The organism is Sphingobacterium thalpophilum (assembly GCF_038396785.1).
GTDB classification, from domain to species: Bacteria; Bacteroidota; Bacteroidia; order Sphingobacteriales; family Sphingobacteriaceae; genus Sphingobacterium; species Sphingobacterium thalpophilum_A.
In genome coordinates this window covers 5,235,090-5,249,597 of sequence record NZ_CP151087.1, presented here as the reverse complement: position 1 = coordinate 5,249,597, position 14,508 = coordinate 5,235,090, and the positions used below count along the sequence as shown (strand labels likewise).

Annotated in this window: 10 protein-coding genes; 2 read left to right on the top strand and 8 right to left on the bottom strand. The window is 43.9% G+C overall.

Going from position 1 to position 14,508, the window contains the following annotated elements; translation table 11 throughout:
• Window positions 1-47: 47 nt before the first annotated feature.
• Window positions 48-1,763, bottom strand: coding sequence for an FAD/NAD(P)-binding protein (locus AACH28_RS23220; protein WP_341831652.1), 1,716 nt, complete (start codon window positions 1,761-1,763; stop codon window positions 48-50).
• Between the two features lie 321 nt (window positions 1,764-2,084).
• Window positions 2,085-3,107, bottom strand: a complete 1,023-nt coding sequence (locus tag AACH28_RS23215) for an IS5 family transposase (RefSeq protein WP_157698597.1) — start codon at window positions 3,105-3,107, stop codon at window positions 2,085-2,087.
• Window positions 3,108-3,272: 165 nt separating this feature from the next.
• On the opposite strand from AACH28_RS23215, the gene AACH28_RS23210 reads away from it, so the two are divergent.
• Entirely contained in the window at window positions 3,273-3,740 is a 468-nt protein-coding gene (locus tag AACH28_RS23210; RefSeq protein WP_075994905.1) for a PA2169 family four-helix-bundle protein, read from the top strand.
• 117 nt (window positions 3,741-3,857) lie between these two features.
• On the top strand, window positions 3,858-4,292 hold the full coding sequence (locus AACH28_RS23205) for a hypothetical protein (RefSeq protein ID WP_341831651.1): 435 nt from the start codon (window positions 3,858-3,860) through the stop codon (window positions 4,290-4,292).
• Between the two features lie 228 nt (window positions 4,293-4,520).
• Here the strand turns inward: AACH28_RS23205 and AACH28_RS23200 are convergent, their stop codons facing one another.
• The 6 genes from AACH28_RS23200 to AACH28_RS23175 form a co-directional block, all read right to left on the bottom strand.
• The gene (locus AACH28_RS23200) at window positions 4,521-4,781 is read right to left on the bottom strand and encodes a hypothetical protein (protein WP_341831650.1); all 261 of its coding nucleotides are present in this window, start codon (window positions 4,779-4,781) and stop codon (window positions 4,521-4,523) included.
• 64 nt (window positions 4,782-4,845) lie between these two features.
• Entirely contained in the window at window positions 4,846-5,868 is a 1,023-nt protein-coding gene (locus tag AACH28_RS23195) for a glycosyl hydrolase 53 family protein (protein WP_075993599.1), read from the bottom strand.
• Window positions 5,869-5,904: 36 nt separating this feature from the next.
• The gene (locus AACH28_RS23190) at window positions 5,905-6,957 is read right to left on the bottom strand and encodes a DUF5111 domain-containing protein (protein WP_341831649.1); all 1,053 of its coding nucleotides are present in this window, start codon (window positions 6,955-6,957) and stop codon (window positions 5,905-5,907) included.
• A gap of 111 nt (window positions 6,958-7,068) precedes the next feature.
• Window positions 7,069-8,634, bottom strand: a complete 1,566-nt coding sequence (locus AACH28_RS23185) for a RagB/SusD family nutrient uptake outer membrane protein (RefSeq protein ID WP_341831648.1) — start codon at window positions 8,632-8,634, stop codon at window positions 7,069-7,071.
• Window positions 8,635-8,666: 32 nt separating this feature from the next.
• Window positions 8,667-11,651 (bottom strand): SusC/RagA family TonB-linked outer membrane protein, encoded by a 2,985-nt coding sequence (locus tag AACH28_RS23180; RefSeq protein WP_341831647.1) that lies wholly within the window; start codon window positions 11,649-11,651, stop codon window positions 8,667-8,669.
• Window positions 11,652-11,850: 199 nt separating this feature from the next.
• The gene (locus AACH28_RS23175) at window positions 11,851-14,427 is read right to left on the bottom strand and encodes a hypothetical protein (RefSeq protein WP_341831646.1); all 2,577 of its coding nucleotides are present in this window, start codon (window positions 14,425-14,427) and stop codon (window positions 11,851-11,853) included.
• Window positions 14,428-14,508 lie beyond the last annotated feature (81 nt).

The window sequence follows — 14,508 nt, the reverse complement described above, 5'->3', positions numbered from 1 at the left end:
CGCCCTGCCCCAACCATCTTACCGTATTTTAACAAAAACTTACGTATTTATCCCCCTTCAGCAATCTTGCCGGCAATGATAGCGGAGGTAGCGGCGCAAAAATCTAGGCCCGAATAATCCGGATTATAGCCGCCCATGTAAGGTACAGCCATCATGAAAAGACGTTGACTGGTGTTGCCGCTGTGGTCTACCAGCCGGAAGCTGTCGTCTATCTTTACCCCGGGTACCTGCAAAAAAATGGCGCCATCCGGAGCCACAAACATATGGTCGTTGCCTGCCAGCATTTGTTCTTTGGCCTGTTCCACGGAGCGAAACCGTAAGTAGGCTGGACTGACATTGCCATTGTCGACTAAACTCTTGAAAGGAAATTCTTTAAAGTCCAACGGTCGCTGTCCTACACAATCCACAAATGTCTTATAATGGGTTTTTACTTCTATCCCAGATTCATCGGTATAAAAATAGTTAGCGCCGCGGTCGCTCGCGGGTTCAACCCGACTGTCCGTACCCACATTGACCACTTCCAGCCGACCAGCATCGTGTAGTGCGAGGAGCTCACGACTGGAACTCTGCGGCACAAAAGCGATGACAATGGAAATCAACGGCATCAGTACTTTTTTTAGACGCAGCATATCTTCGGCAGACATATATTTGGCCGGATAATTCAGGGTAAAGCTCAAGGCAGAAAGTACTTCTTTCCAATAGATAGACTGACGCCTTCTGATAGATTTCAGCGCTTGTTCGTGCTCCTGGCGAAATCCCTCGAAGGCATCTTTCTGTTCCCTTAAACTGAGTACTGCTTCTACAAAGTCTTCCAGGCTGAGTTTTTCCACAATTGCATAAAAGTCGGGATCCTTTTCCTTAAACTGCGCTTTAAAATTGCGCTCAAACAGAAAATCCAGCGAGACGAAACCCTCATTCTCTAGCCTGTTAAGCATCAGCTCCTCTTCGGAGATCAAGAGCTTGTTGGCTAGGAAAGGTTCTTCCTGATGGAATCGGATCGCAGGCAGTAGACCACTGCGTGTATGCATCAATAACTTAAAATTTTCACTTCCCGGGTCGATCTGATACCTTAACTCACCTGTCTCCAGCGCCTCAAAAGACCCATTATGACGCGCTATTGTGCGGATAGCATCGATTGCCGTGAGCGAAGCGCCACGTAAGCCTACTGCATGGTCTGTTTTTAAGGCGAGCTTTGACGGCGGATAGGGTGATTCAAAATAATGCTCTACATTGCCCTCATACCTGGTTGGCCATTTATGTCCGGTACAGATGATAACCTTGTCTACGATATAGGTATCGGTGCTGCCGACCATGATTTTAACCTGCGTCTGGCTTTCCAGATCAATAATATCGCTGACCTGGCAGCCGAGATGAATCTGTGTTTCTATCCCCTTTTCATCCGCCATCCGTTTCAATAACATAAACTGCTCCGAAAGGTAGCGGCCAAGGAGCAACCGTGGCACTACTTTGTAGCGATTAAAATCGTCAACATCGATTCCATAGCTTCGAAGCGTGGTTTCCGATAAGGATTGAACATAATCCTCAATCGTGGAGACCAGTGCGGGAATTTCATGATCCGAGACATTAGTTAGATGCTCAGGTGTAGCACCTTCGTAGCTATAAGGCATCCCTGCCCCCAATTGCTTGCGGGACTCGAAAATAGATACTTTGAGACCGGCTATATTCTTTTCTACCAATCTCTTGTACATAAACAGGCCACTGGGTCCACCCCCGATAATGGCTACATGAATGTTTTGTTGCATAGTTTTCGTTGCGCTGCCTAAAGGACAGTATTCGGTTCTAAGAACAAGGGTAAATTGCAGAAAGTTTTAGGCCCATTTATTCCCGGACAATAAAAAACGGGATAAATACGGGCCACGATTTAAATACCTGAATCTCGGATTCTGCAAACGATCATGCAATGCCTGCTGTTTTTCGAATAAACAAAATAAGACCGTTGCAAAATAATGTTGATATTTTCTGATCGGTTATTTTTGCTTTTTTTTGCAGTTTTTTTCGATTTGGATTCGGAAATCTAGTTGCGTTTTCTTGAAAAATCCTCTTTTTGAGGCCTTTTCAACTGCTTAATTTGTGTTTTTTATTGCATTGGACACAAGTATCCCAGGTGATCTGTAAAGATTGTACGCCATGGCTTCCATTAGATTTTGTGTATGCATTTTGGCGATCCCCTTATACCTTGCACAGCTTGAGTTGAACCATCGCCGGATGCTCCCGAAGGTCCGTTCAACTTTGAACCTGATCTTGCCGATCAGTTTGTTTCTTAACTTCTCTCTTTCGGTTAACGCTGTTCCTTTCTTTGCCTTATGCAAGATCCTGCTTTTTAGCTTTCCTGATTTGATCAATTCCTCATTTTTAGAGGAACGATATCCCTTGTCAGCATAGATATGGATGCCCTTTGGAAGGTCAGCCGAAGATATTACCTGTTGAAGATTGGCAATTTCATTTACATTTGCTGGAGTGGTTACCACGCCCAGAACCAGGCCTTCTGTATCGGTGACATAATGCTTTTTATAGCCATAACGTGTTTTCCCAGCCTTCTTTATCCAACGAGCTTCATGGTCAACACCCGGGCTCTCTTGTTGGATCAATAACTGTTCACTATTCTCTTTATCCAGCTCAGAATCTTCGCGAGGATGTTCACTACGGTCACTTTCGATCTCGTAAATAACTTTGCCTTTTGGTTTTAGCGGAGAATCAACAATACTGGCATCAACGATAGCTCCACGTTTTACCAATATTTTATGTTTATTCAACTGCTTGTTCAGCTCCTTGAATAGATTCTCATAAACACCCTTTTCTGTCAGCGAGCTGCGAAAACGGCTAATAACACTGTGATCGGGAACCGAATCGTCCAAACTGATGCCAACAAAGCGACTAAAGGAGATACTGTCGTTTATACGGTCTTCTACTTCGTAGTCACTCAGACCATACCAGGTCTGTAGAAGTGTCATTTTGAAGAGGACAAGACCAGAATAACTAGGGCGTCCCATTTTGCTTTCCCCTTTGTGGTAATGCTTGTTGATAATATTTGAAATCGGATGCCAATTTACCAATGTATTGATCTGATCGAAGAATTCCTGCTTGATTTTCCGTCTTTGAACCATGTAATCAACAAAGCTAACTTTTTCTGTCTTTTCCATACCTTAAATATAACGAAAATCAACAAGAAACAAATTAAAAACTTGAATATCAATAAAATAAAAACCAAACACTTTTGCAACGGTCTTAAAATGATAACAAATAACAATATTATGGAAAACAACATCAACAATCCGGAGATCATCAATGACATTATTAAGATCAACAACGACCGCATCGAGGGTTATAAAAAAGCTATTGATCTGGCGACAAGTCATGGTTTAGATAAACTTATACCAACATTTCAAAAATTTATCGGACAATCGGAAGAATTTATTGCCGAGTTGACACCTTATGTTGAGCTTGAAGGCAAAGAGGCGACGGATAGCACCATGCTGAGCGGCAAGCTTTTCCGCGCCTGGATGGGGATAAAAGTGAATATTACGGGAGATGACGAAAGAAGCCTGCTCGAAACCTGTGAGCAGGGAGAAGATGCCTTCAAATCAACTTATCAAACAGCTTTGGCTGAAGGATCGGAAGAACTTTCGCAAAATGTTCATAGCTTAATCAATACACAGCTCAGCAAACAGCTTGAAGCGCATAATATCATTAAAATGCTGCGCGATAGCAAAACCCTCTAAGATTGAAATAGTAATTTTTCTTTTTCACGAAAAATACCGAAGTGTATATTGCTTCGGTATTTTTTTATATTTAGACTTCATCATTGACTCATCTTAGCCAAGAATGTAGCGCCGCCTTTGCTGATTGCTTCCATTTCTCCCGAACAGAGATTCCAGTCGACAGATTTCCTGCTTGGCTATGTACCGAAATATGATACAGACCGGGCTAAACTTACCTTAACGCTGCGTCAATCGTATACACCGTGGAAAATTAAACTCAATAAACAGTTTACTTATCATCCCTTGCGTACCGGTGCTTATCTCAATACGACATTGGGTAAACAATTTTGGTATAAAGAACCTGACAAATACCCGAATAGCTATTATCGGTTTTCGACCAGGCTACGCATCAATATCTTTGTAGGACAGGACTTCAGTTATAAAATAAAATCCAGCAACTCTTATTTTGAAGGCGTAAAATTCTATTATGATCTTCATACCAGCGATATTACCTCGTTAGCGCCGTACAGAAAAAGTATCTTCAATTTGATGATTATATTGGCCTCGGCCTAGGTGTCAAGCTACAGATTAGGAGAAAATAATGCACAAGAAAGGCTAGATCGATATCGATCTAGCCTTTCTGTTAAAATACAATCAACTCACTAACTTACTTAAGGTATCATTTAAACAAAAGCTACGGTCAAAACGTTTTAGAATTTACAGTCTGTACAGTTAATACCCCCTCTTTTAAATCTTTGCATTTCCCCTTTATCTGAATTCTTCCCGATTTTCTTCCCCTGCCTAAACGATCAAGGCAACATCCTGCAGATCGTGTGACCGGTCAAAAGGCCCAAAAATAGCCCAATCATGGGGTACAGTGACCTTTTTCCAGGCCTTATCATCCAATGCTACTGATTCCCCATGAACAACCTCACCCTGAAAAAAACGCCAGTTTTTCTCCAACAGGAAGGATTGGCGTGCTGACTGTCCGTGCGAATTGCCCGGAACAAGTAGGAATAAAAGAAACAAAAAATAAGTTGTACGCAGTAATAATCTCATCATCAATTCATGTGTTTATAGTCTACAGTTCATTTTTTTCATTGTCATTCAGCGGCTTAAATATACTTTATTTAAAAGCATTCAATGCTTTTGTTGGGCGCCCATTATTGTCAAATGCGCCTAGGGTATAGCCATTCCACCCACCATACGCCAAAGGCTCCCAATAGAATATACCCAGTACTTTCTGATCGGGCACGCTATTGACAGCGTTGAAAAGATCCTTTAACCATATTTCAGCACTATCTGCTTCATCCCAGCTCATCCCCACCTCGCAGATCATCACTTCCGAATTGTATCGAGCAACCATATCTTTGATGTTACTGATGCAGGCCGCATTGCGCTCTTCCCAGTTTTCTGGGGTCGGATAAAGTGACATGCCAATTACATCCCATTTCCCACCGTTGTTTTTCAGACCGTCGAACATCCAACGAAACAAGTCATTGTCAAATCCATTATGCAGATGTACGATCACTTTTGCTTCCGGAAACACCGCTTTTACCGCATCATAGCCGGCATTATTCAATGTGGCATAATTAGCCATACTGACAGAGGCTTTTCCATCTTCCCAAAGCATCCCATTGCCCGTTTCATTACCGACCTGCACCCATTCAGGTGAGATACCGCTATCTTTTAGCAATTGAAGAACCTCCGTTGTATGATCACTAACAGCCTTCTTTAACCCATCAAACGATAAGCTCTTCCATGCGGCAGGCTTTGTCTGCTGTCCCGGATCCGCCCAGGTGTCACTGTAATGAAAATCCACCATAATACGCATGCCCAGATGATGCGCCCGACGAGCTTTCACCAGTACGTCATTCTTGTTGCACCAGCCTTGTTGGGGATCTACCCAAACACGCAATCGTACCGCATCCATGCCCAGTCCACGCAAGATTTTCAGCCCATCCACTGCGCTGCCTCCTGCATTAAAAAATTGCACACCTGAGGCTTCCATTTCAGTAATCCAGCTCACGTCCGCACCTTTTGCCAAATGTGTTTTAGGTACATCCACCTGAAGATTATCTTTGTCGTTGCAGCCAGATAAGCCCAAACACAAGCTTATCAGGGCCAACATTATTTTTATTTTTTTCATCCGATTATTTCATTTAAGACCCCGTCCCTATCTATATTATTCCACATGATATTTGAATTGTTTTGGATCGCTTAGATCAAGAATCAAGGTATGTGTACCGATCTTATTATAAGCGAAGCCAGTTCCATCGGCCGTATACAAAGCACAGTTTCCATCGCCCTCTGCTGCGCCAAAAAACCAAGTCCAGCTGCCATTGATCAATACCTTAATTCCCCATTGTTCGGCTGCCGTTGTCGTGATGGTTGCTTTCCAAACCTTCGTCGTCTGGTCATATACCATTGGTGTTGCTGTTGCACTCCAACCATTAAAATCGCCCGTTACCGTCAAGGATTCTACGGAAGTTTCTTTCCAGGCCAACTTATTGACATCGGCTGTCAAGTATAAGTATCCACCTTTACTCGTCCAGCAATTCCAGCGATCAGCTCCACTATACAAAATATATTGGCTACCATCCAGGGGATAAGAACCATAGATGATCGGTGCACTCGCGCTTTCCGCATTGGTTAAATAGAAGTTGTACCATTGGTCGAGACGCACAAAACCGTCATAAAAACCATCTTCCTTTCTCGAACACAGTTTCCATGGAAATTGCGTAAACTCTTTATTAGATAGGTAGAGATAGGCAGCATCCTCCACGGGCTGATAAGCGGTCACAGTCAGGGCGATCACATTACTGTAGAGCCAATCTGTATTGGTTCCCAATCGTGAAGCAATACGGACATAAAACACGTTCTTTTCATCGGGCAAAAATCCCATTCCCGTGACAAGGTTATTCAATTGTTCATGCGTATAGCTGAGCGAGCTTGCTACCTGCTCGATACTTTTGGTGACAGCAGAAAAAGATGGATCAGCAGCAATTTCTATTTTATTTTTTAAAGCCGACTGCGCCATTGGTTCATCGCTGGCCAAAATCGCCTCATCCCAGACAAGCTGCAGGGCCACGGCCTTGCGGTCAGTAGATTTTAAGACCAGTTCTGTTGTACTGCTGTACAATACCGCAGGTTTTATCCCACTGACAGCCGGTGTCCCGCCCTCCTTTTTACAGGCAACGAAAAGCAACACCAGGATATAGAGTGTTAATTGTTTCATAGGTATCATTATCTTTAAAAGTCCATCTGGGAATACCTGGATACCCTCCGCAGCATGTGTGCTCAAATAGCCGTATATCCCCATAGATTTAGTTATTAATGCCAGCCAGCGCTAGTAGCCAGGATTTTGGATCAAATTCGGGTTAGCACTCATATCAGTGGTTGGAATCGGATACAGATTGAATTTTGCATCCACAGAGCGGCCGTTCATGTCACCGCCTTTCCATTGCCAGAGGTAATCGCTACCGTTAAATTTCCCAAATCGAATCAGGTCTGTGCGACGCGTACACTCCCAAAACAGTTCACGCCCGCGTTCTGCTAGGATAAAATCCAGTGTTAGCTGCGCCTGGTCAATGGCTCCGGCCGAATTACCATACCCCCGCTGACGGATACTGTTTACCAACCTGATCGCTTCCTGTATACTTCCTCCGCCACCGCGCAGTACAGCCTCAGCATACATTAGATACACGTCGGCCAAGCGGATCATCGGGAAATCAGTACTTACCAAACCTTCATCTGTGGTATAGCTGCCATCATCTTTCAAATTTGTAAACTTAACAAGCCCATATCCCTGGCTCGAGGCAGCGGGGTCTTCGACATCTAGGGACTGGCCGTTTTTCCAAAAATCACCTCTTTTGTCTTCCACCTGAAAGAGTGCCACAAATTCGCGAAGTGTACGAAAACTATTCCAGCCGGAAAGCACACCGTAATCCGATGATTTCATGCTTCCAACAATAGGGCCGTTGACAAGATACGTTGTCGCACCCCATGTCGTTGTATGCGCTACATCGGCCTCTATCGGGAAAATAATTTCATTGGTCCGTTTATCATTATCAGCATTAAATACCTGCTTATAGTTCGCATTTAAGGAATATCCAGCATCAATCACTTTTTTAGCATAATTCAGACATTCCGCATTTCGTGCTGTACCCGTATAGACCTGCGCATTCAGATAATTTTTGGCCAATAGGGACCAGGCCGCAGCACGGCTTACCCGGCCATACTCATTTTGACGTGCTTCCGGTAAGATCGTCTCGATCTCAGTCAATTCTTTTTCAATAAATGCAAAGAGATCAGCTCTTGTCATCCGTGGTGGAAAAAATGCAGCAACCGGGTCCTTTTCAGTCACAAAAGGAACGTTCCCATAAAGGTCCATGGCATGACTATAGGCCAATGCACGCAGAAAACGCGCTTCGGCTGCAAACTCCAAAATTTGTGTCTGCTCGGCCGAACTAAAAGTCGCCAGCTTCTCTGTTGTTGCATTCCGTAGAAATTCATTACAGATGGCTACCGTATAATAGATCCGATAATACATGGCATTGACCCAGGTATCGGAAGCTCCCCAGGTCATATACTGGATATCGGTCATATTGTCGCCTCCGGCCCATGTATAGATCACTTCATCAGTCGGTACCTCCTGCAAGTTAAAGTACACCCGAAGGTAACCCCAAGAGGCCGTGCTGCCCGCCATATCCGGATCGGCATCACCACGTCCATTGCCCGCAACGGCAAATGAGGCATACAATTTAGCAAGTACTGCCCGGTAACCATCCACAGAGGTGTATACCGACTCCGAAGTAGTTTCTACAGTGGGATACTGGTTTAAGTCTTTTGTACAGGATTGTAGCAATGCGATTATACTCAACAATCCAAAACAATATCTTTTTATATTTTTCATCGCTATATAAGTTTTCTTTTTTGAGGGAGCCATTAAAAATCCATATTGAGACTCAAGGAGAAAGTTCTTGAGCGTGGGTAGAACGAACTGTCGAAGCCACTCGGAACCTCAGGGTCCATGCCGCTATATTTGCTCACAATAAAAACATTCTGAGCTACCGCACCCACACGTAGATTGGAGATCTTACCCACCTGACCAAAATTATAGTTCACCGACAGGTTTTCCATCCGAAGGAAGGAAGCATTTTCGACGTAATAATCCGAATAATACTGTCTGGTCTGGAATTGGGTATTCAAGTAATCCCGATGTAAGTTGTTGATCGACGCATCCACATATTGAACTGTTTCCCAAGCACTAAGATTCATTTTGGTATTATTGAATACGTAGTTACCCAAATTTGCGCGTAGTGTCGTTGCTGCTGTCCATTTTTTGTAAGTTAACTGCGTATTGAAACCAAAGAGCCATTTTGCCGCGGGCGATTGATAGCGGTATAAGTCTTTTTCGTTGATCGCTCCATCACCATTCAGATCCGCATATACACCTTCTAGCGGCTTGCCAGCCTCATTGTACAACTGTTTGTAGACATAAAACATGTAAGGCTGATGCCCCGTTGTCAGAATCTGTATACCACGGCCACTGACATTCGGTCCCACATAAGTTCCCACGGCATTGGCATCCTGCACCAAAGCTATATTGGTTACTTTTGTATGCTGATTAGTCGCATTGAAATTGACTTCCCAGCGCAAATTATCCTTTTGTATGGGTACGGTATTCAGTTGAAATTCGAAGCCACTACTTTCGACATTACCTACGTTGATAGTCGCGTTCTGATCAAAATTGGTTCCTGCGGCTACAGGCACATTGGCCAATAGATCATGTGTTTTTCTTGTGTAATAGTCAATTGCACCAGACAGCCTGTTTTTCCAGAAAGCGAAATCCAGGCCGTAGTTAAATGCTTTGGTCGTTTCCCAGCGTAAGTCCCTATTGTAAACCGATGGTCTATACACCAGATGGTACTGATCGCCGAAACGATACTGTGCATAGGCTGTTCCCAAATTGTATACCGGCAAATATTCGTAATTTCCGATTCCTTCCTGCTGCCCTGTAACACCGTAACTCGCACGGAGCTTTAGATCGTCCAGGAAAGAGATTCCTTTCATGAAAGACTCCTGCGAAAGACGCCAGGCCAAGGCGACTGACGGAAATGTTCCCCAACGATTTTCGGGGCTGAATCGGGAAGTTCCATCCATACGGACCGTAGCGGTTAATAAATAACGGCTATCGTAATTGTAGTTGATCCGTCCGTACCAGGAAATCAGGGTATGTCTTTCGTCAGATGCAATAGCAGTCGAGCGTATATCACCAGCTTCGTTATAGTATACGATAGGTGGCCGTCGGGCACTCCAATATTGATAATCGTGGCCTGCTGTCACGTCAATTGTACTTTTAATTTCCGGGAAGAACTTATTATAGTTTAGATAGCCTGTAAACAATTTATTTTTAAGCGTCTGTTCATAACGGTCAAAAGCGCCTCCGATCGTAAAATTATTGGCCGCACTTGCCGGAATAAGATTCGATCCATTCCCTTTGGCATAGTCATATCCGAGTGTTACGTGCGCTTTCAATTCAGGCAGCAGATGGAATTTATAATCGAGGTCAAGGTTACCCACGGCTCTATTGACTGTACTACGGTGTTTTTCCTGCTTGAGCAATCCCAGTGGATTGAGGTTTGCACCTGTTGCCGGAAGACCGGCATTATCCAAACTCTCGTAATAGCCACCATACGCATCTGCCCCAGAATAAATCGGTTGCGTAGGATTAAACGCTACAGCAGACCATATCGCGTCGGTATTGGCAAAACCGTTGTTGTTATGGGCACCTTTAACATTTAAATTTACGGTCAGGTGTTTATTAAAAAAAGTGGGATTTAATACCAAAGCGCCCGTCACGCGCTCCGTTTTGTCGGTACGCAAAGTCCCTTGCTGATTATAATAGCCCACCGATGTACGAAAAGGCAAGGTTTTACCGATCTTTCCCTGTAGACTTAAGTTATTATCCGTCCCGATGGCATCCTGAAAAACCTCAGACAGCCAATCTGTTGAGGCATTGCCCAATAATGCCTTTTGGGCAGTGCTCCCTTTGGTATTGATGAGCGAGGCAAATTCATCGCGCGACATCATATCAGCCACTCCCATAGCCTGCTGCATGGACACGATTGAAGAGAAAGAAAGCCGTAAAGCATCTCCTTTACCCTTCTTTGTTGTTATCAATAATACCCCGTTTGATGCTCGGGATCCATATATTGCTGTCGATGACGCATCTTTGAGCACCGTCATGCTTTCGATATCATTCGGGTTGATCAGACTTAGAAAATTGCCACTATTGCCACTAATACCACCAGTCTCTAGCGGTACCCCATCCAATACGATCAATGGATCGTTGCTGGCACTCAAGGAGGCTCCCCCACGGATACGTATCGTACTCCCGGAAGAAGGAGAACCGCTGTTGGACATCACCTGCACACCAGCTGTTTTTCCATTGATCAGCTGTTCGGGAGAGCCGACAAGTCCACTGTTAAAATCCTTGCTTCCAACCGTATTTACGGCACCGGTTAGATCCTTTTTTGTTGTGCTACCGTAACCTACGATGACGAGCTCTTCCAGCACATTTCCCGCAGGCACCATACTGACATCCACGGATGTTCCCCCTACCACCGTCAAGGTTTGGCTACTGTAGCCTACAACAGAAAATAGAAGTTGGGATTTACCCTTGGGCAATGAGATACGGTACGAGCCATCACTCGCTGTTGAAGTGCCCACCGTAGTTCCGGCCACCAATACTGTAACACCTGCCATCACCTGCCCTTGCTCGTTGCGGACCACTCCACGGACATCCTGTTGTTGCATCGACCTGATCCACTTGCTTTCCCCTTTCGTTGCAGCATAAAGCTGCGTTTCCCCAAGACAGGATAGCAAGGACAAGCCCAATAAACTTGTTTTAAATGCAAAACCCTTCATTGTTTAAAATTTAGATGTGTTTATAATTGTTTTCTTTCCCTTTATTATATTTTTTGTATTCCTTACCGCTTTATTAAGCATTCCCCTAAAAAACGCCGTCGTTTTTTCAGGTCGTCATCCTGCTCCAAATCTTGATCTTTATAGCCTGACGGATTATTATCCATGGCCTAATGATCCGTGGAATTATGCAGCTGCATCGCTATTCGAGCCATATCGCAGCTATAGATAGTGCCACCCCCTCCATCTTTTCGCCTGAAACGATTAGTTTTTCGATATCCCTTTTGTCAAATTGAACCTGAACCGTGGGCTTAAAAAACCGCTCAAGAAATACAGGGTAAGGAGCAGGTAGCAAAGCCGTAGGCACGAGTTTTAAGTCGGCTAGATCCATACGGACCACTGTTTCGCCGGATGCCCCAATAGCTATATTATCCACATAGGTATACCCTTTTTTTGTCACAAACCCAGCATTCAGCAGCGGATTTCCACCCTCATGTTTCAAGAGTATACAGAGCTTTGTGGCAGCAGCGATACCCGCAGGCCGTTCAGCAATTGTCGATTTGATATCTTTTACCCAAAAATACTGTACCCCCGAATCCTTGGCATGAAAAGTATAGGTCCAAAAAGGAACTTTACTGAGATCATGATGCTCCCGTTGCGCAGTTATGTAAGCCGTTTCTGGAATAGCGAAAGTTTCCAAAGAAGACACTTTGGACAAGGACTCAAAAAGCGCTATAGATGCACGATGCTCATTTAAACCCACCGTCCAATAACTATTGACACGATAATTCCAATCCAGCGGGGCTCCCTTCTGATTGTCTGGGTAGGTGATTTTTTCACCACCCACAAACACAGTAGCTGTATATTTCAATTCATTGCCCACTAATAAGGATGCCGGCATGTCCGCTTCATAGGTACAGTTATCTTTGGAGATCAACTTGATGTAGGGATTATGATCTTTCCAAAACGAAACCTGGTCCGTTTGTAGAATAATGGAATCGGGCTGTTTTTCAAAAACATAACGGAACTGCAATTTGGTAGAGCGCCCTTTTTCCAATATTTCGGGCTGCTGGTGTATCAATAAAGGCTGCTTCAGCGCTTCAGTTTTTGGCGCGTAATATTCGCCCAAATAGCCATTTTTCCAGGGCGAGGAAGCTAGCCAGCTATTTTTCAGCTGGAGATTCTTACGTTTTAACAGATATACTCCAGGATTAACGCTAAAACTTGTTTTAGCGACTGAAATAGCTTCATCGGTGTCATTTTTCCCTACCAGTGACCGGACGGTAAACAGGTCACCTAGATCAGGAATCCGAATATCGATCGTCTGTGACCGATACAGGATATGTACCACCTCCCGATCGAGCGATGGCTTAGCAAAAGGATCAGCGATTTTTTCTGCATCCGGCATAACCTCCAAACGCCATAGACCATCTTCCAGACGATCTAAAAAATAAGCACCGGATCCACCGTACTCCACCACAGGTGATGAACCATGACCGGCAATATGTTGCAATTTCGTTGGATTTAAAGGCCTTACTGTCGTATTATTGGTGTAAAAATACTTATCCTGCGCATTCATCAAGGAGAGATCCTGCTCATAACTGACGCTAAAATCGCCAAATAGGGTGTCTTGAGGATACTGTTCAAATTTTTTATTTCTTGGTATCGTATAAGCTACCTCCGCAGCGATCATGGTACTCAGTGCTTTTGCCGGGGTATAAGCCAAATTGAGATAATGTGTCTGATATTCGGTATTGTAGGCTGCAATATCCATCGGATCGTAAGCAAACTGAGTGATCCACTGAAATCCCGCCGAACGAAATGTGCGGCTCATTGCGGGATGCATGTAGCTGTAGAGATTATCAGCAGGATCATATTCGTAAACCGCCTTCGCTTTGTTGGCAAAGCCTTTCAAGTTTGAAAAAGGGATATCGTACTGATCAATGTAAGGAAGAAAATTCCCCTGGCGCTCCCGTCCAGCAACCAGTCCCACAGGATACCATTGATAGGTTGTCCCTTGGATATCAGCATCAAAATAAGCCTTAACATGTTCCATATTATGACTTACATTGTAGAAAATCGGTTTTTTGTTCCCACTTTTCTTCATGGCCTTCACCATTTGACCGATATAGTCCGACGTTGTCTGAATGGCACCTGTATGGCAAGGTTCATTATTTATTTCAAAGCCTATGATATAAGGATCCGTCTGATAAGCATTTCCGGTATAGGGGTTGACATGATGAAGTAATTGGGTAATGTATTTTTCCTGTGCAACTATCGCCTGTGGATTAGCATGAACTGCACACTTGTCATAATGATACGTAAATGCATCTGTATTTATATTTCTTTCTGGATAACCATTACCAAAATTGGTCATTCCCGTAATCAGGATCCTAATTCCTCTTTCCTGAAGTTTAAAGAACAGATAGTCCAATAGATCAAGGTGTTCATTGTTGATCAGGTTACCATTTTTATCGGAGATTTCTACATCCCAAATATGGATACGATAAGCATTATATCCCAAACGGGCGAAGTGGTAAACGTCGCGATCAATAGCCTGCTTTCGATCGAAGCCTTTATCGTGCAAAGCCCGAAAGGCATGGGCAAAAGGAACGGTATAATTGACGCCATAAAATGAAGCTTCAGCGTTGGAGTCGGACCAGCGCATGACACCTTCACGGTCGACAAAAACTGTAGGGATCTTTTTAATCGCCTTCGATTGAGCGTAAGAATTGACATAGCCCAAAAGAGCAAAGCAGCATAAAATAATTACACGCATGGATTGTATCGATTTATAATTTTTTGGTTATTACTCTTACAAACCTATCAAACGTGATTATTTTTTAAGGCCACATATCGG

Bases quoted from the DNA above. Each gene is read 5' to 3' on its own strand.
- AACH28_RS23220 (WP_341831652.1), bottom strand. From the start codon at position 1,763: ATGCAACAAAACATTCATGTAGCCATTATCGGGGGTGGACCCAGTGGC.
- AACH28_RS23210 (WP_075994905.1), top strand. From the start codon at position 3,273: ATGGAAAACAACATCAACAATCCGGAGATCATCAATGACATTATTAAG.
- AACH28_RS23200 (WP_341831650.1), bottom strand. From the start codon at position 4,781: ATGATGAGATTATTACTGCGTACAACTTATTTTTTGTTTCTTTTATTC.
- AACH28_RS23195 (WP_075993599.1), bottom strand. From the start codon at position 5,868: ATGAAAAAAATAAAAATAATGTTGGCCCTGATAAGCTTGTGTTTGGGC.
- AACH28_RS23190 (WP_341831649.1), bottom strand. From the start codon at position 6,957: ATGAAACAATTAACACTCTATATCCTGGTGTTGCTTTTCGTTGCCTGT.
- AACH28_RS23185 (WP_341831648.1), bottom strand. From the start codon at position 8,634: ATGAAAAATATAAAAAGATATTGTTTTGGATTGTTGAGTATAATCGCA.
- AACH28_RS23180 (WP_341831647.1), bottom strand. From the start codon at position 11,651: ATGAAGGGTTTTGCATTTAAAACAAGTTTATTGGGCTTGTCCTTGCTA.
- AACH28_RS23175 (WP_341831646.1), bottom strand. From the start codon at position 14,427: ATGCGTGTAATTATTTTATGCTGCTTTGCTCTTTTGGGCTATGTCAAT.